The sequence below is a fragment of the Lysobacter oryzae DSM 21044 genome, assembly GCF_059568595.1.
In genome coordinates this window covers 59,000-77,386 of record NZ_JCANTQ010000012.1, presented here as the reverse complement: position 1 = coordinate 77,386, position 18,387 = coordinate 59,000, and the positions used below count along the sequence as shown (strand labels likewise).

The 18,387-nt window shown below is 70.7% G+C and carries 13 protein-coding genes; 6 read left to right on the top strand and 7 right to left on the bottom strand.

The features are described 5' to 3' along the window. Positions 1 to 21: 21 nt before the first annotated feature. A complete protein-coding gene (gene plsB / locus BP05_RS10830; protein ID WP_496363300.1) occupies positions 22 to 2,793 on the bottom strand; it encodes a glycerol-3-phosphate 1-O-acyltransferase PlsB in 2,772 nt (923 codons plus the stop codon). 118 nt (positions 2,794 to 2,911) lie between these two features. Continuing rightward, a complete protein-coding gene (locus tag BP05_RS10825; RefSeq protein ID WP_496363298.1) occupies positions 2,912 to 3,763 on the bottom strand; it encodes a hypothetical protein in 852 nt (283 codons plus the stop codon). 292 nt (positions 3,764 to 4,055) lie between these two features. Here BP05_RS10825 and BP05_RS10820 point away from each other — a divergent pair, with 292 nt between their 5' ends. The 5 genes from BP05_RS10820 to BP05_RS10800 all read left to right on the top strand — a co-directional run bounded on the left by BP05_RS10820 (position 4,056) and on the right by BP05_RS10800 (position 9,638). Next, complete coding sequence (locus tag BP05_RS10820) at positions 4,056 to 4,577, top strand: Csu type fimbrial protein (RefSeq protein ID WP_496363296.1); 522 nt, start codon at positions 4,056 to 4,058, stop codon at positions 4,575 to 4,577. Positions 4,578 to 4,579: 2 nt separating this feature from the next. Next, complete coding sequence (locus BP05_RS10815; RefSeq protein WP_496363294.1) at positions 4,580 to 5,293, top strand: fimbrial biogenesis chaperone; 714 nt, start codon at positions 4,580 to 4,582, stop codon at positions 5,291 to 5,293. Continuing rightward, positions 5,283 to 7,661: a fimbria/pilus outer membrane usher protein gene (locus BP05_RS10810; RefSeq protein ID WP_496363292.1), complete on the top strand. Its 2,379-nt coding sequence runs from the start codon at positions 5,283 to 5,285 to the stop codon at positions 7,659 to 7,661. Before BP05_RS10815 ends, BP05_RS10810 begins: the two co-directional genes overlap by 11 nt. Continuing rightward, the gene (locus BP05_RS10805; RefSeq protein ID WP_496363290.1) at positions 7,658 to 8,587 is read left to right on the top strand and encodes a Csu type fimbrial protein; all 930 of its coding nucleotides are present in this window, start codon (positions 7,658 to 7,660) and stop codon (positions 8,585 to 8,587) included. The genes BP05_RS10810 and BP05_RS10805 overlap by 4 nt, the downstream gene beginning before the upstream one ends. Before the next feature lie 388 nt (positions 8,588 to 8,975). Further along, positions 8,976 to 9,638, top strand: coding sequence for a peroxiredoxin (locus BP05_RS10800; protein WP_496363288.1), 663 nt, complete (start codon positions 8,976 to 8,978; stop codon positions 9,636 to 9,638). Positions 9,639 to 9,693: 55 nt separating this feature from the next. On the opposite strand, the gene BP05_RS10795 is transcribed toward BP05_RS10800, so the two are convergent. Then, positions 9,694 to 10,593: a 5'-nucleotidase, lipoprotein e(P4) family gene (locus tag BP05_RS10795; protein WP_496363286.1), complete on the bottom strand. Its 900-nt coding sequence runs from the start codon at positions 10,591 to 10,593 to the stop codon at positions 9,694 to 9,696. A 521-nt stretch (positions 10,594 to 11,114) separates the two neighbouring features. Then, positions 11,115 to 13,097, bottom strand: coding sequence for a UvrD-helicase domain-containing protein (locus tag BP05_RS10790; protein WP_496363808.1), 1,983 nt, complete (start codon positions 13,095 to 13,097; stop codon positions 11,115 to 11,117). Positions 13,098 to 13,280: 183 nt separating this feature from the next. Here BP05_RS10790 and BP05_RS10785 point away from each other — a divergent pair, with 183 nt between their 5' ends. Beyond that, on the top strand, positions 13,281 to 13,910 hold the full coding sequence (locus BP05_RS10785) for a thymidine kinase (protein ID WP_496363284.1): 630 nt from the start codon (positions 13,281 to 13,283) through the stop codon (positions 13,908 to 13,910). Positions 13,911 to 13,917: 7 nt separating this feature from the next. Here BP05_RS10785 and BP05_RS10780 read toward each other — a convergent pair whose 3' ends face one another. The 3 genes from BP05_RS10780 to mutM all read right to left on the bottom strand — a co-directional run bounded on the left by BP05_RS10780 (position 13,918) and on the right by mutM (position 18,295). Continuing rightward, a complete protein-coding gene (locus BP05_RS10780) occupies positions 13,918 to 16,728 on the bottom strand; it encodes a protein kinase domain-containing protein (RefSeq protein WP_496363282.1) in 2,811 nt (936 codons plus the stop codon). A gap of 56 nt (positions 16,729 to 16,784) precedes the next feature. Beyond that, on the bottom strand, positions 16,785 to 17,348 hold the full coding sequence (locus BP05_RS10775; protein WP_386754808.1) for an ECF-type sigma factor: 564 nt from the start codon (positions 17,346 to 17,348) through the stop codon (positions 16,785 to 16,787). A 134-nt stretch (positions 17,349 to 17,482) separates the two neighbouring features. Continuing rightward, on the bottom strand, positions 17,483 to 18,295 hold the full coding sequence (gene mutM, locus BP05_RS10770) for a bifunctional DNA-formamidopyrimidine glycosylase/DNA-(apurinic or apyrimidinic site) lyase (RefSeq protein ID WP_496363280.1): 813 nt from the start codon (positions 18,293 to 18,295) through the stop codon (positions 17,483 to 17,485). Positions 18,296 to 18,387: the final 92 nt, after the last annotated feature.

Here is an 18,387-nt window from a genome sequence, read left to right as displayed (position 1 = left end):
AGCCCCGCAAACCGCCCCCGCTCAGCGCGCCGGCGGCTCCGCCTTGGCGGTTTCCGGACTGATCTTCTCGATCGTGTGCCGCAGTTCGCGGCCGAGGATGACCTTGGCGTCCTTGGCCCAGGTCGTCAGGCGCTGGTCGAAGGTCAGCTTGCCGTTCTCGTCCGGCCACACCAGCTTCAACTCGCGCAGCTTGAGGATGAAACCACGGAACAGCGACTTGTCGAAGAACTCCGGCGCCGCCGGCGCGTACAGCAGCGACAACCGCTGCGCCGCGAGGTGGCACAGGCTTTCCAGTTCGCCCGACGACAGCGTGCCGGCACCGTTCTTGGCCAGCACCGAGATGGCGATGTAGTAGCGCTCGAAGGCCTGCTGCAGCGAATGCCCGATCGCGCGCAGGCGGAACACCTCGTCGCTCTGCCCGGCGTTGCGGGCGAGGATGCCGCCGTCCTCCTCGCTCACGCGTTCGAGCAGCCCTTCGCCGACGAACAGGTCGACGGTGCGGGCCAGGCGCTCGCCGAACTCGTCCTCGCTCCACGGCAGGAACAGTTCGGCCTGCAGGAACGGATACACATTGCGGCCCAGTTCCTGCACCCGCGTCAGGCTCATGCGGCGGTTGTGCTGGAAGCAGCAGGCGATCCACGCCGCGGCGGTGAACAGGTGCAGCACGTTGTTGCGGAAGTAGCTGAGCAGCACCGCCTTCTCGTCGTCGACGCCGAGTACGTCGCCGAGCGGATGCTTGGTGCGCTCCAGGACGTTGATTTCCTCGCCGTGGGCGATGATCTGCTCGGGCATGTGCGGCGTGACGGTGACGCGGTCCGAGTACGGCAGGTCCGCGAGCAGCTTCTGCGACAGCGCGATCTGGGTGCGCAGGTCGGCTTCGCCCATCGCGTGCTTGGGCGTGGACAGCAGCGCCAGCGCCAGCAGGTTGATCGGATTGACGTCCGCGGCACGGTTGATGTTGATGTTGATGCGATCGGCGAGGGTGTCGACCGTGTCGGCCAGCCACTTTGGCTTCTCGTCTTCCGGCACCGGCTTGCCGTCCCATTCGGGCGCATGTTCGGCCAGCACGTCGCCGAGCATGATCGGCTCGCCGAAGTTCACCACCACCTGGCCGTAGTTGCTGCGCAGCACCTTGGGGATGCCGGTGAGCAGCTGCCAGATCGATTCCTTTTCCTTCGGCTTGCCGGTCAGTTCATCGAGGTAGCTGTTGCCCTCCATCAGCTTCTCGTAGCCGATGTACACCGGCTGGAACAGCACCGGGCGCGTGGGCTGGCGCAGGAAGCCGCGCACGGTCATCGAGATCATGCCGCCCTTGGGCTGCAGCAGGCGGCCCGTGCGGGATCGCCCGCCTTCGGTGAAGTACTCGATCGAGTAGCCGCCGGCGACCAGCTGCGCGACGTATTCGCTGAGCACCGCCGAATACAGCACGCTGCCGCGGATGCTGCGGCGGATGAAGAACGCGCCGCCCTTGCGCAGGATCGTGCCGATCACCGGCAGGTTGAGGTTGATGCCGGCGACGATGTGCGGCGGCACCACGCCCTTGGTGTAGAGCAGGTAGCTCAGCAGCAGGTAGTCCATGTGGCTGCGGTGCGACGGCACGTACACCACTTCATGCCCGGGCGCGGCCTGCTTGAGCTTGTCCAGGTGGTGCACCAGCACGCCACGGTAGATGCGGTTCCACACCGTGGTCAGCAGGAAACTGGCCGAACGCACCACCGGATGCGAATAGTCGGCGGCGATCTCGTAGGCGTAGCCGTGCGCCTTCTTCCAGGCGTCCGTGAGCGAGGTCTTGTCGCGCGCGGCCTGGTTGGCGATGGCCTCCTTGACCGTGTCGGCGGCCAGCACCTGGTCGATCAGCAGGCGGCGGGTGGACAGGTCGGGGCCGATCACCGCCGCGCGCAGGCGGTGGAAGTGCGTGCGCAGCACCCGCGAGAGTTTGCGCACGGTGCGCTCGGGCGGCAGGCCCTCGTCGAGCACGCCGCGCAGCGACACCGGCGGCGCGAACTGCACCAGGGTGTCGCGGCCGTTGAGCGCGATCGCGAGCAGGCGGCGGAAGCGGCCGACCAGGGTCCAGTTCTCCGAGAACAGCACCGAGAACCAGCCGCTGCTCTTGTCGGGCGAGCGGCCGACGAAGATCGACACCGGCACCAGCTGCACGTCGAGCTCGGGCTGGGCGCGATGCGCCTCGAGCAGGCGCGCCAGCGATCCCGAGTGGGTCTTGGCCGACGGCGGCGTGGCCGATTGCGTGCCGGTGATGGTGCCGGTGATGGTGTCGGCGAGCGGCGCCAGGGTGCTGACGTTGCGCCGGGACAGCGCCAAGTAGGCGCGCTTGCGGCCGAGCGGATCGCCGGGCAGCGGCTTCAGCGGCGTCGGCAGGCCGGCCTGGCGGCAGGCGCGCTCGAGGATCAAGGCGTTGGAGAGGCCGTAGTCCTCGAGCACGTAGCAGACCGGGCGACCGTCCAGCATGGCCAGGTGCTCGGCGGCGGTCTCCGGTTCGATCTTCAGTTCCACCCAGGGCTCCATGACCGAACCCAGCAACCGCGCCCACAGCGGCCGGCGCGCCGCGGGGTGCGGGCGTGGCTCGGCGGATCCCGCGGGCGCGGGCACGCCCAGCTCGGGTTGGCTCGGGCCGGGTTCACGGGCGGCCGCGTCGGCCGTGGCGTCGGCGGCGGCCGGATCCGGCGCCCCGGGCGCGGATTCCGTGGCGGCCGGCGGCGGCGCCGGAGCGTCGGACGCGGGCGCCTGCGGACGCGTCGGTTCGTCGTCCGGGAAAAGGGAGGTCTGGTTCGGCATTGGCGGGATTATGCCGGGCTCGCGGTAAATCCCGGATACGACGGGCCCGGCGCGCCCCGGCGGCGGGGGAGGATGGGGTGTGGACTTTGTGCAAAACGGGCGCCCGGAGGCAGCTGAATCAGCGGGCGCCCGCATCCGCTTCGGCCTGCGCCCGCCGCAGCAGGTCGCTCAGGTACCAGCGGCCCTCGTGGCGCTCGAGCAGGACGAAGGCGTCGATAGGCTGACCGGCGAGCGTGTACTGCAGGCGGACCTTGGCCTGGTCGCCGGTCTGCTCGGCAAGCGAGATCCGCATGCCGGCCAGGGCGGCGTCGAAGTCGAGTCCGTACGAGGCCAGGGCGCGCTCGAGGCGGACGAAGAACGGGCCGAGGCGCTGCAGGCTGTGCTCCATCCCGGCCCGGCGCAGGCCGTCGGGACCGCCGAGCCCGGTGGTCCGCGCCGCCAGGGTGATCTGGGGGACGACCCGGCGGGCGTGGGCGAGGTCGCTGAGCGGGGCGCGCTGGCCCCAGGCGGCGAGGGCCGCGACGAGCTGGCGGTAGTGGTCGCGCTCGGTGTCGCTGTAGGCCGACTCGTTCGCCACGTATTGGGTGGTGAAGAGGCCCAGCGTGGTTGCGGCCGTGCGGATCTCGGCGTCCGCCCCGGCGAACTGGCGGCGGTACGCGGCGAGCAGGGTCTGTTCCGAGCGCGGCTCCGACAGTGCGCCCAGGAAACCCTGGAACTTCTGGTCGAGCGGCAGTTCGGTCAGGGGCCACAGCGTGCGGCCCTCCGCCCAGGCGGTCTCCAGCCGGGCGTGCAGCGGTGCGGGGACGGCGTGGCGGGCGTAGGCGGCGAGATCGTCGCGGCGCAGGTCATCGACCAGTTGCTGGACCGCCGCGCCCGGGGACCCGACGGCATTGTCGGGCGAGGGTTCGCGGTTGCAGGCGGCGAGGGCCAGCAACAACAGGAGGGCGATGACGGTTCGGATCCAGGACATGGGGCGGACGTCGTCGCCAATGCAGGGGTGCATCTTGGCAACCGGTCCCGGGGCGGACAAGCCAAGGCGGTCGCGGAACCGCATTCGACTGAACAGAGCCGGGTCGCCGCGACCGGTCAACTAGTGACGCGCACCGGCGATCCGGGCCGTGACGCGGTCCCGGGCCCCGCTCACGTTCGTGTAGGCCGCGTCAAAGCTGGAGGCAAAGTTGGCACACTTCATGCTAAGTTCTGCGACCGGAATCACACTCTCGCAAAGGACGGCCACACACTTATGTCGTTGAGATATCTGAATGAACGTCCTGAAAGTTTCTTTGCTTGCCCTTGCTGTTGCCGCCACCGCTTCGCCCTTCGCCGCTGACGCGGCCAACACCACCGCCAACTTCGGCGTGCAGCTGACCGTGCAGAACGCCTGCACCATCAGCGCCGGCAATACCGCCTCCGACATCGACTTTGGCACCGTCACCGGCAACATCACCGCCGACCGCGACGCCAGCACCGACCTCACGGTGAACTGCAACAACGGCGCGCTGTACCACGTCGGGCTCAACAACGGCCTCAATGCCTCGGGCTCGCAGCGCCGCCTGGCGAATGCTGCCACCGGTCAATTCGTCAACTACGAGCTGTACACCACTGCGGCCCGTAACAGTCGCTGGGGCGTGACGGCCGCAGGCGGTAACGCTACGGACGTCGACGGCACGGGCAGCAACGCCGATCAGACCTGGACCGTGTACGGCCGCGTGCCGGGCACCCCGACCCAGTCCGTCGGCGCCGGCGTCTACAACGACACGATCACCGCCACGATCGAATTCTGATCATGTACCGGGCAGTTCCCGCCGCGCTCCTGGGCGCGGCGTTGGCTTCGTTCGTCCCCGCGTCCTGGGCGCGGGGGCAGTTGCAGGTGGCGCCGACCCTGGTCGAGCTGCCGGCTGGCGCCAGCGCCGGCCGCCTGACCCTGGCCAACACCGGCGACACGCCGGTGGCGGCGCAGGTGCGGGTCTTCGCCTGGAAGCAGGCGGAGGGCGAGGACCGGCTGGGCGCCACCCAGGACGTCGCCATCAGTCCCGCGATCGTGCGCATCGCCCCCGGCGCCAGCCAGGTGATCCGCGTGGTGCGGGCGGGAGCGGCGCCCGTGTCCACCGACGCGACCTATCGCGTCGTCGTGGACGAATTGCCGTCGGCCGACGAACCCGCGCAGGCCGGCGTGCAGCTGCGCCTGCGCTTCGTCGTGCCGGTGTACCTGCGCGCCGCCAAGGCCACCGCGCCGGCGCTGCGCTGCCAGCTGCAGTCGATTCAACTCAGTTGCGCCAACGCGGGCGGCCAGACCGCGCAGCTCGGCGCGACGCGGCTGCTCGACGCGCGCGGACAGGCGGTGGCGCTTACGCCGGGCCTGTTCGGCTACGTGCTGCCGGGCAGCGAGCGGCGCTGGTCGCTCGATGCCGCCGCGCTCGCCAGGCTCAACGGCGGCCTGCAACTGGAAACGCGCCTGAACGGCCAGCCGTTCTCGGTGCCTGTCAGCCGTGCGCCTTAAGTCGCTGGCCCTCGCCGTCGGCACCGCCCTGGCGGGTTTCGCCGCGACGGCGAGCGCCGGTACCGGCACCGATGCCGGTTCGTTTTCGCTCGGCGAGCTCGACCTGCCGAGCCTGGGTGGCGTGTCCACGCCGATGGCCGCGGCCCAGGGCGCGCAGATGCTTTATCTCGAGGCCTACCGCGGCGACCGCGCGCTGGGCCAGCTCGCGCGCGTGCAGCTGCGCGACGGCCGCCTGTTCGCCCGGCCCGACGACCTGCGCCAGCTCGGGGTGGTGATCGATCCGGCCCTGCGCACCGACGACACCGGCCTGCTCGCGCTGGATGAGGTGCCCGGCCTGGCCTATCGCTACGACGTCGAAGGCCAGCGTCTGGTCCTGCAGGTCGCCCCCGCCCTGCGTCCCAGCCAGTCGCTCGGCTACCGCATGCCGGAGGCCGTCGCCGCCACGCGCAGCGCCGGCTTCCTCCTCAACTACGACGCCTATGGCCGCAGCGCCGGCGACCAGGACACCCTGTCGCTGGCGACGACCATGCGGGCGTTCGGGCGCTTGGGTGCGCTCGAAAACAGTTTCCTAAGCCGCGCCGGCGACAACGCCGACGCGTACCAGCGCCTCGACACGCGCTGGACCCTCAGCGACTCCACGCACATGACGACCTGGACCGCCGGCGACTTCATCGGCGGCGGCCTGGCCTGGACGCGGCCGGTGCGCCTGGGCGGCCTGCAGTTGCGGCGCAACTTCGGCGTGCGGCCGGACCTGATCACCTTCCCGGTGCCGCGCTTCACCGGGCAGGCGACCGTCCCCTCGTCGGTCGAACTGCTGGTCGACAACGTCAGGCAGTTCGGCACCGACGTCGACGACGGTCCGTTCGTGCTCGACAGCTTTCCGCGCCTGACGGGCGCGGGCGAGGCGACCCTGGTCGTGCGCGACGCGCTCGGCCGCACCACCCAGACCAGCGTGCCGATCTACGTCGACTACCAGCGCCTCGCGCCGGGGCTGAGCGACTTCAGCCTGGAGGCGGGGCGCCAGCGCCTGGGCTACGCCACCGCCGACGACCGCTACGGCGACGACTTCGTCGCCAGCGGCAGCTACCGCCGGGGCCTGTCGATGGCCGTGACCGGCGAAGCGCATGCCGAGTACGCACCGGGCCTGCGCCTGGCCGGGGCGGGCTTGGTGTGGGCGCCGGCCGGCCACCTTGGCGTGGTGACCGCGTCGCTCGCGCGCAGCGAGGGCGACAGCCGCGGCGAACAGCGCGGCGCGGGCTATCAGTGGATGAACCCGCATTTCGGGTTCGACCTCAAGGCGCAGCGCCGCACGCGCGGTTTCCGCGACCTGGGCGACGTCGCCGACGGTGGCACCGTGCCGACGTCCTTGCGCGAGCAGGACCAGGCGTCGGCCTGGTGGGCGACCGCGCACGGCAGCCTCGCGGGTTCGTGGGTGCGCTGGCGCAACCACGCCGGCGATGCCGACAGCATCCGCACGCTGACCTGGTCGCAGGTGATCGGTGGCCGCCTCAACGCCAGCCTCGGCGTGTTCGCCAGCGACAATTCCGGGCACGGCTTCAACCTCAATTTCAACCTGCCGCTCGACCACCTGCGCGACGCGTCGCTGTCGCTGAGCCACAGCCACGACCGCACCGATGTCGTGGCCGCCGTGCGCCAGTCGCCCGGCTACGACGGCGGCTGGGGCTGGGAGCTGCAGGGCGGCGATCGCGACGGCCGCTACGGCCTGGCCGCGACGACCGCGCGCGGCCGCTACGGCGAGGCCACCGTCGGTGCCGACCACCAGCATGGGGAGACCGGCTACTTCGGCCAGGCCAACGGCAGCCTGGTGTGGATGGGCGGCACCGCCTTCGCCAGCCGGCGCATCGGCGACTCGTTCGCGGTGGTGAGCACGCAGGGCGTGGCCGGCGTGCCGGTGCTGTACGAGAACCGCGTGTTCGGCAAGACCAACGATCGTGGCTTCGTGCTGTTGCCCGACCTGCGCGGCTGGCAGCGCAACCGCGTCGCCATGGATCCTGATGCCTTGGGCGTCGATTACCGCATCCCGCCGCTGGAGCAGCTGGTCACCCCGGCCGATCACGGCGGCGTGCTCGTGCGCTTCGACGTCGCCCGCGTGCATCCGGCGATGCTGACGCTGTTGGCGCCGTCCGGCGCGCCGCTGCCGGCCGGCAGCGAGGGACGCATCGTTGGCAGCGACGCCACCTTCCTGGTCGGCCTCGACGGCGAGGCCTACCTCGACGACGCGCCCGCGGGCGGCACGCTGGAGGTCGACGTCGCCGGCACCCCGTGCCGCTACGCATTGCCCGGCTTGCTTCCTGCCGGCAGCGGCATCGTGCAGCTGGGAGCGCTGCGTTGCGGGGGTCCGCTATGAGCGTGCGCGTGTTCCTCGTCCTCGTTGCCCTTGCCCTGCTGTGGCCAGCAACGGCGCGCGCCGCGGAGTCCTGCACGACCTCGGTGCAGCCGCTGGCATTCGGCACGATTGGCACGCCGACCGCGCAGCGCGACACGACCGCGAACATCACGGTCACCTGCCTGGGAACGCCCGGAACCCCGGTGCGCGCCTGCCTCGCCGTCGGGGCCGGCGCGGCGCCCAGCAGCGTCCTCGATCGCAGGATGTTCAACGGCGCCGCGTCCGTGGCGTACCAGATCACCTCGCTGGGCGGCGCACTCTGGGGCGACTACACCTCCGCCCCGGGACAGGAGGTCAGCGTGCCCATCGCCAGCAACGGCAGCGGCAGCGCGGTGGTGACGATGTACGGCCGGATCGCCGCGGGCCAGAACGTCACCGCCGCGACCTACACGGCCTCGGTCCAGGTGCAGACACGCATTCCCAGCGGTGGCTCGCCGTGCGGCAACGGCACCGGCAATGCCCAGCCGGCGACGTCGTTCAACGTGAGCGCCGACCTCAGGGGCACCTGCACCATCACCGCTTCGCCGATCAACTTCGGCACCGTCGCCAACCTGCTGACGGCGCAGAGCGCCAGCGGCTCGCTGGCGGTGGCCTGCACGATCGCCATGCCCTACAGCATCGCGCTCAACGCCGGCTCGACCACGGGCAACACCATCGCCGCGCGCAAGCTGAGCCTGGGCGGCAGCGGACCGGGCATCGTGTCTTACCAGCTCTACCAGGACGGCGGCTTCAGCACGCTCTGGGGCGACGGCACCACCGGCGCGACCTACCCCGGCACCGGGACCGGCACCCTGCAGAACATCCCGGTGCATGCCCGCGTGCCCGCACAGCCCACGCCGGCGTCGGGCACCTACCGCGACACCGTGACGGCGACGATCACCTACTGATCCCGCGCCGTCGGTCGCCGATGGCCCAAAAAGAAAGGGAGGCCTGTGGGGGCCTCCCGCAATCCGGCGCGAGCCGGAGGACATGGTTGTGGCGCGATTCCGGCAAGGCCGGACGCCGGCAGGTTAATCGCCTTGCCAACTTTAGGCAATACTTCGCCACATCTCCGTAACATATTGATTTACAGCGACTGTGAGCTGGGGGACGGCGGCCGACATGCGGTCGTCCCACCCCAAGGCGACGGCGTATAAGTGGCGCGCGGCGTGGCCTTGGCCCTGCCGCGGCATCGCGAGTGGACACCGACGCCGGCCTCCGGCTGCGCCCGCGGAGGCGTGTCGCCATGGGGAACTCGCGCCACCTCGAGGGCGCCCGTGCAACGAGGAGACCACCATGGCACTCAGGATTGGCGATACCGCCCCCGATTTCACCGCCGAGACCACCGAAGGCCGCGTGGCCTTCCACAACTGGCTGGGCGACTCGTGGGGCGTGCTGTTCTCGCATCCCAAGGATTTCACCCCCGTGTGCACCACCGAGCTGGGCTGCATGGCCCGGCTCAAGCCCGAGTTCGACAAGCGCAACGTCAAGGTCATCGGCCTGAGCGTGGATTCCGTCGACGACCACAAGCGCTGGGCCGATGACATCCGGGAGACGCAGGGCGCCGCGCCCAACTACCCGGTGATCGGCGACAGCGACCTCGCGGTATCGATGCTCTACGACATGCTGCCGGCGGAAACCCAGGGCACGGCCTCGGCACGCACGCCGGCGGACAACCAGACCGTGCGTACGGTGTTCGTGATCGGACCGGACAAGAAGATCAAGCTGGAGCTGGCCTACCCGATGACCACCGGCCGCAACTTCGACGAAGTCCTGCGCGTGATCGACTCGATGCAGCTCACCTCGCAGTACAAGGTCGCCACGCCGGTGAACTGGAAGCCGGGCGAGGACGTGATCATCGCGGCGTCGGTGTCCGACGACGATGCGAAGCAGTTGTTCCCCGACGGCTGGACGGCGTCGAAGCCGTACATCCGCATGGTCCACCAGCCCGGCGCATGACGCGCGGAACGAAGACGGCGGGCTGCGCGTGGCCGCGGCCCGCCGGCACGCGGCATCAGTCGCGCGCGTCGTCCAGCGCGGCTTGCTTGGCGGCGCGGCGCGCGCCCTCGGGCTGGCGCCAGTTGTTGTCGAAGAGCGCCGGCTCCCAGCTGCCGTAGAGCGGGTTGGGCAGGGCCCACCAGCGCTCGCCGATCCACGCCTGGTACGGCGCGATCGCGGCGCGGCGGCCGTCGCGGGTGTTCGCGGTGATCGCGACGAAGTCGCCGACCTGGTCGCCGAACTGCATCAGCACTCGGTACCTGCGCGCGACAAGCTGGCGGCGGCAAGCCTTCTCCGAGCCCTCCTGCTCGCAGCCGTCGACCACCGTGCCCAGGCCGAGGAACTGCGCGTCGTCGGCTACGGGGAAGCCCGCGGCGCGCAGGTTGGCCAGCGTGGCCTCCGCGAGGCTGGCATCGCGGTTGCTGATGTAGAAGACGGTGACGCCCTTCTTCGCGGCGGCGCCGAGGAATTCGACCGCGCCCGGCAACGGCTTGGCCTTGCGCTCGTTCACCCATTCGCCCCATGCGGCCTCGTTGAAGCCGCGGTGCTCGCGGATCTGCCGCACCGAGCTGGGCGAGTTGTCGAGCACGGTCTCGTCGATGTCGACGATGATCGCTGGCGGCAGGCGGGTGAAGTCGTTGCTGCGCTCTTCCCGCGGCAGCGCGTCCCAGTGCCTGTCGCGCAACGCGGCATCCAGGCGCTGGCCGGCGGCGCGATAGAGCGCCGTGTACACCAGGTCGCGCTCGACCGAGGTCTGGAACCAGGTCGTCGCATTGAGGCTGTCGTCGGCGGCGGGATACGCGGGAGCCGGTGCAGTTGCGGCGGGCGCCGGCGCCGGAGCGGGTGCCGTGGAGAGGCTGGCGCAGCCGCCCAACAAGGCGAAACCGATCAGCAAGGGTAAGGCGAACTGGCGCATGGAAGCGTTCCTCGTGGGATCGCGCGAGTTTAGCCGACGACGCTGAGGCGCCTGCCAGCGCGAGTGGTCCCGAACCCGAAGCGCGCATTCGCGCCGGCGTGCCGGTAGCGCGTATCCACGCCGACGTGCGACGTCTCCATGGGGTTGGAGTAGCCCTCGCCGATCTCCTCGACCTTGCCGGTGCCGACTTCGAAGCCGACCTGCGTTACCGGACCAGCCTGCCAGCGATAACCCGCGCTGATCGCATGGGTGGCGGCCTGCTAGTCGGCGAATTCGCTGTCGTCGTAGCTGGCGCGACCGGCCTTGCCGGCGACGAAGAAATTGCCCTGCGCGTGCACTGCCGGTGCGGCAATGCTGCATGCGATGGCCAATGCCATGCATCCGTACTTGATCACATTGTCCCCTGGTGCATCGATGACGCCCCGCGCAGAAATCGCCCGCGGCTGGTTCTTGCGGCCGGGTACTTTGCCCGGGCGCCTGCCGGCAACGCAGTGCCTCGGTGCGGGCTGCCCGCGATGACCTCAGCCGTTCTCCAGCAGTGCCTTGATCGCGGCGAAGCCCGCGCTGGCGCGCTCCTGCTTGCGCGCCGCATCGGCGACCGGATCGGCGCCGTCGCGCTGCAGCTCGGCGGCCGGCAGTTCATCGAGGAAGCGGCTGGGTTTGAGCCGCAGCTTGTCGCCCCAGCGCGAGGCCTCGCGCGAGTGCGACAGCCACAGCTGTTCCTTCGCGCGGGTGATGCCCACGTAGAGCAGGCGGCGCTCCTCGTCGAGGCTGCCTTCCTCCAGCGCCATCTCGTGCGGCAGCGTGCCGTCCTCGCAGCCGACGATGAAGACGTAGCGGAACTCCAGGCCCTTGGCACCGTGCATCGACATCAGCCGCACCTGGTTGCCGGCATCGCCCTTGTCGGCGTGCGACAGCAGGGCGAGCTGCGCGGCCAGTTCGCCCGGACCGGACCCCTTGCCGCCGTCGAACCAGCCCGCGAGCTCCTCCAGGTTTTCCTTGCGGCGCTGGAAGCTGGCTTCGTCCTTGCACTGCGCGCGGATCGCCGCGAGCATCCCCGATTTCTCGCCGAGTAGGCGCACCAGTTCGGCGGGGCTGAGTCGGGTCGAGTCGCTGCGCAGCGCGCGCACGATGCCCATGAAGCCGTCCAGCGCGTTGGCCGCGCGCGGCGGCAACTGCTTCAACGCACCGACCGACTCGGCCGCGCGCGACATCGGCAGGTGCTGGCCGTGCGCGAGTTCCGCGAGCCGGGAGAGCGTGGTCGCGCCGACCTCGCGCTTGGGCGATTGCACCGCGCGCAGGAACGCCGCGTCATCGTCCGGATTGGCGATCAGGCGCAGCCAGGCCAGCGTGTCCTTCACCTCCTGCCGTTCCAGGAACGCGGTGCCGCCTGACAGGTGGTACGGAATGCGCAGCAGCTGCAGCGCCTTTTCCAGCGGCCGCGACTGGTGGTTGCCGCGGAACAGGATGCAGAAGTCGCTCCACGGCGCGGCGTTCTTCTGCGCGAGGAAGTGGATCTCGCTGGCGACCTTTTCCGCCTCGTGCGCGTTGTCGCGGCACTCCCACACCCGGATGCGCTCGCCGTCGGGCTGGTCGCTCCACAGCGTCTTGGGATGCTCGTGGAAGTTGTGCGCGATCAGCGCATTGGCGGCGCGCAGCACGCGGTTGGAGCAGCGGTAGTTCTGCTCCAGCTTGATGATCTCCAGCGCCGGATAGTCCTTGCCCAGCTGCAGCAGGTTGTCGGGATTGGCGCCGCGCCAGGCGTAGATCGACTGGTCGTCGTCGCCCACGCAGGTGAACAGTCCGGTCGGCCCGGCCAGCGCCTTGAGCAGGCGGTACTGCGCGTCGTTGGTGTCCTGGCATTCGTCGACCAGCAGGTAGCCGATGCGTTCGCGCCACGCCAGGCGCAGTTCTTCCTCGGCTTCGAGCAGCTGCACCGGCAGGCGGATCAGGTCGTCGAAGTCGACCGCGTTGAACGTGCCCAGGCGCTGCTGGTACTTGCCGTACAGGATCGCGGCGTCCATCTCGCGCGGGCTCTGCGCGAGCGCGAGCGCTTCCTCGGGAGACAGGCCGGCATTCTTGGCGCGCGAGATCAGGTTGCGCGCATTGTCGAGCACGTCGGGCTTGCTGCCCGGCGGCAGCAGGTCCTTCAGCTGCGCGGCGGTGTCGTCGCTGTCGAACACCGAGAAGCCGCGGCGCAGGCCGGCCTTGGCGTGCTCGATCTGCAGGAACTTCAGGCCCAGCGCGTGGAAGGTGCAGATCGTCAGCCCTTCGGCCGCGTCGCCCTTGATCCGCTTGGCGAGGCGCTCCTTCATCTCCTTCGCCGCCTTGTTGGTGAAGGTGATCGCGGCGATCCGGCGCGCGGGCATGCGGCCCGAGGCAATCAGGTGCGCGATCTTCTCGATGATGACGCGCGTCTTGCCGCTGCCGGCGCCGGCGAGCACGAGCAGGGGGCCGTCGGTATGGAGCACGGCGGCGCGCTGGGGAGGATTCAGGCCGAGCATTGCGGGGTACACGCGAGGAGGCGCGCAGCTTACTGCCTCCGGCGACCCGGCGGCCAAGACGCAATGCCGGAAACGCCTGTCAAGTCCCGCGAGGCCGCCGATCCCGCCGCAACGGCCGCGCGCACGCGCGGCCCGCGGCCGGTCCGGATGCGGCGGCGCGCGCGGATTCCCTAAAATGCGCGCATGGCCAAGCTCTACTTCTACTACTCGGCGATGAACGCCGGTAAGACCACCACCCTGCTGCAGTCGGCGCACAACTACCGCGAACGCGGCATGCGCGTGCTGATCCTCACGCCGCGCCTGGACGACCGCGCCGGCAGCGGCACGGTGGCCTCGCGCATCGGCCTGAAAGCCGTCGGGCGCGCGTTCGAACGCGGCGACGACCTCGACCAGATCATCCGCGAGGATGTCGCCACGCACGGCAGGCTCGATTGCGTGCTGGTCGACGAGGCGCAGTTCCTGGCCAAGGCGCAGGTGTGGCAACTCAGCGAAGTGGTCGATGCGTTGCGCGTGCCGGTGCTGTGTTACGGGCTGCGCACGGATTTCCGCGGCGAGCTGTTCGAGGGCAGCCAGTACCTGCTGGCCTGGGCCGACGAACTGAACGAGATCAAGACGATCTGCCACAGCGGCAAGAAGGCGACGATGACCGTGCGCGTCGACGAGGCCGGGCGCGCGGTGCAGCAGGGCCCCCAGGTCGAGATCGGCGGCAACGAACGCTACGTCTCGGTGTCGCGTGCCGAGTTCAAGAAGGTCATGCGCGGCGAGAGCGCGGTCGAGGGCCTGCCCGAGCCGCAGCAGCCGCCGCTGCTGTAGCGTCCAGTCAGCGGCAGGTTTCGCGGATCGCCCGTACCTCGCGCAGCACCGCGCCGCCTTCGGCCAGCGCGGCCTGCATCTCCTGCGCCAGCGCGTCGAGTTCGGCGTGGGCCAGCCCCGGATCGCCGCCGCAGCGCGTTTCGGCGAGGTAGGCGCGGGCGAGCCAGCGGGTCTTGTTGCGCTCGCTGTCGCCCGCCGGCAGTTCGGCGATCTCGGCCATGCGGCGTGCGGCCGCGGCGTTGCCGGAGGCGGCGAGCACCCGGGCCTGGGCCAGTTCGGCGCGCAGGGTGTGGGAATGGTCGGCCCCGTAGCCGATGCGCGTGAGCGCCACCGCGCTCTGCAACGCCCGTTGCGCGCGCGCCGTGTCGCCCATCGCCGCGGCCACGGTCCCGATCATGCGGTCGGTGTCGCCGATGAGTTCGTGCTGCGCGCCGAACAGCTCCACCCGCAGGCGCCGCGATTCGGCCAGCAGCGGCATGGCATCGGCATCGAAGCCGGCGTCGTGGAGCACCAGGGCCTGGTTGAACAGGCCCGCGGCGAGCAACGCCTTGTTCGTGCCCCTGCGCCAGATCGCGACCGCATGCGCGAGCGCCGGCAACGCCGCATCGAAATCGCCGCGCTCCCAGGCGGTGACGCCGAGGCTGTTGTAGTTGCGGGCGACGTCGGGATGCCCCGGGCCGAGGCGACTGACGAGCCAGGCCTGGGCGGCGGTGAATTCACGCTGGGCCTGGGCGTAGCGGCCCTGGTCGACATGCAGCGCGGCCAGCTGGCGCCGCGCATCGATGCCCGCGCGGCTGTCGCTGCCATGCAGTTGCAGGGCAAGGTCGAGGGCCGCCTGGCACTGGGTCTCCGCGGCACCCGCGCGCCCCTGCGCACGCAGCAGCGCGCACCGCTGGCGCAGGATGTCCGCCGCGAGCGGGTGGCGGGCGCTGACATGGGCCTGCAGGTGGCGCATGGCGTCGTCGTAGCCGCGCATGGCGGCGGCGGTGTCGCCGGCGTCGCCCTGCAAGGCCGCCAGGTCGATCAGGTTCTCGACGATGCCAACGTCGTCCGACGGTGCTTCGCGTCGCATCGCCAGCGAGCGTTCGTACATCTGGCGCGCGCCCTGGCGTTCGCCAACGGCGCGGCGGCAGCGCCCGAGCTGCGAATAGAACTGGCTGCTCTGCGGCGGCAGCTGTGCCTGCTCGCTGCGGGCGAGGTCGAGGAATGGCTGCATCAGCGCGATGCACTGCTCCGCATTGTCCTGCAGGGCCAGCAGTTGTCCGCGCAGCGTCAGCGATTCCAGTTGCAGGCTGTCGGGAATGTCGCGGGCGTTGTCGACGATCGCCGCCTGCCGGCGCAGCAGTCCGGCGGCCTCCGCGTAGTCGCCCAGGCCCAGGCGCAGGCGCGCCAGCAGGCCCAGCAGTTCCGCGCGCGTGCGCGGTTGCCGGCTCGGCTCGGCGCTGTCGCGTGCCTCGGCGGCCGCGAGCAGCCGGCGCAGGTCCATTGCCTGGCCGGGCGCGCCGTCCGCCTGTTCGAACAGCCCCACCATGAAATCCTGCATCGCCTGCGCGCGCGCGGCTTCGGCCAGGGCCTGCCGCGCCTGCCAGGCAACGAGCGCGATCGACATCGCCAGCACCACGGTGACCATGGTCGCCGAAGCGATCGTCCAGCGATGGCGCGCGAAATACTTGCGCATGCGGTAGCCGACGCCCTGCGCGCGCGCGAGCACCGGCCGGCCCTCGTCGTAGCGGCGCAGGTCGAGCGCGAGCGCTTCCACGGAGGGATAACGCTGCTCGGGCTGCTTCGCCAGCGCCTTGAGCACGATGTTGTCGAGGTCGCCCGCGAGCACGCGCGCGCGCCGCCGCAGCTCGCCGGCCTGGCCCTGTTCGTCGGCGGTATCGCTTTCGATCCGGCGCAGGATCTTCTGCGAGGGCTTGAGCGGATCGTTGAACAGGATCGCGTCTTCCCAGGCCGCATCGCTGTCGCGCTTGAGCTTGTACGGCTTGCGGTCGGTGAGCAGCTCGTACAGCACCACGCCCAGCGAATACACGTCGGTCATCGTCGTGACCGGCTCGCCGCGGATCTGCTCCGGCGCGGCGTAGTGCAGGGTGAACGCGCGCATGCCGGTGCGCGTCTGTTCGATCACCGGCACCTCGCTGTCGAGCAGCTTGGCGATGCCGAAGTCGAGCAGCCGGACTTCGCCGGCGGGCGTCACCAGGATGTTCGAGGGCTTGAGGTCGCGGTGCACGATCAGGTTGGCGTGCGCGTGGCTGACCGCGTCGCATACCTGCTGGAACATCCGCAGCCGCTGGGCGATGGGCGTGTCCAGCGCGCGGCAGTAGTCGGTGATCGGTTCGCCGTCGACGTATTCCAGCGCGAGGTACGGCACGCCCTCGGTGGTGACGCCGGCATCGAGCAGGCGCGCGATGTGCGGATGCGCCAGGCGCGCGAGGATCTGCCGTTCGCGGGTGAAGCGCAGCCGCAGGTTGGTGTCGGTGAGGCCGGGCCGCAGCAGCTTCAGGGCGACGCGGCGCTGGTACAGGCCGTCGGCGCGCGAGGCCAGCCAGACCTGGCCCATGCCGCCCTCGCCGAGCAGGCGGTCGAGCCGGTACGGCCCGACCACCGTTCCGGGCTGCGCGCCCATGCGCGAGGGCGTCATGGGTTCGGCGAGGAAGTCGGAACGCTCGTCCTCCAGCGCGATCAGCTGCTCGAGTTCGTCCGTGAGCTGGGCATCCTCGTCGCGCATCTCGCGCAGGCGCTCCGCGCGCGCTTCCGGCGGCAGCTCGAACAGCGAGTCGAGCAGGGGAGAAAGGCGTTGCCAGCGCTCGGGGTCCATCGGTGTTCCTGTGCTCCCCCGCGGATGTTCGTCGCCGCTGCCGGCGACGGCGTGACTCAGGAATCCTTCAACGACGCCAGCAGGAACATGCGCGCCTTCTGCCAGTCGCGGCGGATGCTGCGCTCCGAGCGTTCGAGCAGGGCGGCGATCTCCAGTTCCGACAGGCCGGCGAAGTAGCGCAGTTCCACCACCTGCGCGAGCTTCTGGTCGACTGCGGCGAGCTTGGTCAGGGCGACGTCGAGCCCGAGCGTCTCCTCGTCCAGGCGCAGGCCGCCCTCGACGTCCTCGGGCAGGTCGGTGACGCGATGCAGGTCGCCGCCGCGCTTCTGCGCCAGGCGCTGGCGCGCGTAGTCCACGACCACGCTGCGCATCGCGGAGGCCGCATAGGCGAAGAAGTGGGCGCGGTCGTCGAAGTGGGCCTCGCGCCGGCCGATCAGTTTCAGGTAGGCCTCGTGGACCAGGGCGGTGGCGTCGAGCGTCTGCCCATGCTGGCCGGCGAGCTGGCGCCGCGCCATGGAGTGCAGTTCGCTGTAGAGGCGGGCGAGCACGTTGTCGAGCGCGCCGCGGTCTCCGCCACGGGCCGCATCCAGCAGCAAGGTGATGTCCGCGCTATCCGCCATTTGTTACCCAACCCCCGGAGATGGGCCGAATATAAACCCATTCCCTGCAGGGCGGCGTGGGCCCCCGGGAGCCCGCGCAATGCGCGCAGCGCCGCCCGGCGCTCCCGTTGCGCAGGCGGAAGGCCGGCAGACGCCTACTTCTGGCAGTGGCCGCACCACACCGTCGTGCGCTGGCCGATCGCGGCCTGTTTCAGCGGGCGTCCGCAGCGCGGGCAGGGCTCGCCGCCGCGGCCGTAGGCGGCCAGCTCGAGCTCGAAGTAGCCCGGTTCGCCGTCGGGGCTGATGAAGTCGCGCAGGGTGGTGCCCCCCCGCTCGATCGCGTACGCGAGGATGCGCTGCACCGCGGCCGCGAGCAGCGCGTAGCGCTCCCGCGAGACCTTCCCGGCCGCCCGCAGCGGGGAAATGCCGGCCTCGAACAGGGCTTCGGCGGCGTAGATGTTGCCGACCCCGACCACGACCCGCTGGTCCATCAGGAAGCTCTTCACCGGCGCCTTGCGGCCGCGGCTCAGGGCGAACAGGTAGTCGCCGTCGAACGCGTCCGACAGCGGCTCGGGGCCGAGCTCGCGGAGCAGCTCGTGGGTCTCGCCCGGGGGCTGCCACAGCAGGCAGCCGAAGCGGCGCGGGTCGGTGAAGCGCAGTACGCGCCGCGAATCCAGGGCGAAGTCGACATGGTCGTGCGCCTTCACCGGCGTCGCCGCCGGCAACACCCGCAGGCTGCCGGACATGCCCAGGTGCAGCAGGGCGCTGCCGGCCTGGGTATCGAGCAGCAGGTACTTGGCGCGGCGGCGCACCGCGGCGATGCGCTGGCCCGGCAGCAGGTCGCGGACCTCGCGCGGGATCGGCCAGCGCAGGTCCGGCCGGCGCAGGGTGACGGCGGTGATGGTGCGGCCTTCCAGATGGGGCGCGAGGCCGCGCCGGGTCGTTTCGACTTCGGGGAGTTCAGGCATTCAGGACCTCGCCATGTGCGCATCCCGCGGCCGCCCGCGGCGCGGCATTCCGCCTAGCTTACGGAGCGGTCGATCGGAGCGGCCATTCAGCT

What these genes read in the sequence shown, in the direction of transcription:
- plsB (WP_496363300.1), bottom strand. Translation starts at nt 2,793, where the DNA reads ATGCCGAACCAGACCTCCCTTTTCCCGGACGACGAACCGACGCGTCCG.
- BP05_RS10825 (WP_496363298.1), bottom strand. Translation starts at nt 3,763, where the DNA reads ATGTCCTGGATCCGAACCGTCATCGCCCTCCTGTTGTTGCTGGCCCTC.
- BP05_RS10820 (WP_496363296.1), top strand. Translation starts at nt 4,056, where the DNA reads ATGAACGTCCTGAAAGTTTCTTTGCTTGCCCTTGCTGTTGCCGCCACC.
- BP05_RS10815 (WP_496363294.1), top strand. Translation starts at nt 4,580, where the DNA reads ATGTACCGGGCAGTTCCCGCCGCGCTCCTGGGCGCGGCGTTGGCTTCG.
- BP05_RS10805 (WP_496363290.1), top strand. Translation starts at nt 7,658, where the DNA reads ATGAGCGTGCGCGTGTTCCTCGTCCTCGTTGCCCTTGCCCTGCTGTGG.
- BP05_RS10800 (WP_496363288.1), top strand. Translation starts at nt 8,976, where the DNA reads ATGGCACTCAGGATTGGCGATACCGCCCCCGATTTCACCGCCGAGACC.
- BP05_RS10795 (WP_496363286.1), bottom strand. Translation starts at nt 10,593, where the DNA reads ATGCGCCAGTTCGCCTTACCCTTGCTGATCGGTTTCGCCTTGTTGGGC.
- BP05_RS10790 (WP_496363808.1), bottom strand. Translation starts at nt 13,097, where the DNA reads ATGCTCGGCCTGAATCCTCCCCAGCGCGCCGCCGTGCTCCATACCGAC.
- BP05_RS10785 (WP_496363284.1), top strand. Translation starts at nt 13,281, where the DNA reads ATGGCCAAGCTCTACTTCTACTACTCGGCGATGAACGCCGGTAAGACC.
- BP05_RS10780 (WP_496363282.1), bottom strand. Translation starts at nt 16,728, where the DNA reads ATGGACCCCGAGCGCTGGCAACGCCTTTCTCCCCTGCTCGACTCGCTG.
- BP05_RS10775 (WP_386754808.1), bottom strand. Translation starts at nt 17,348, where the DNA reads ATGGCGGATAGCGCGGACATCACCTTGCTGCTGGATGCGGCCCGTGGC.
- mutM (WP_496363280.1), bottom strand. Translation starts at nt 18,295, where the DNA reads ATGCCTGAACTCCCCGAAGTCGAAACGACCCGGCGCGGCCTCGCGCCC.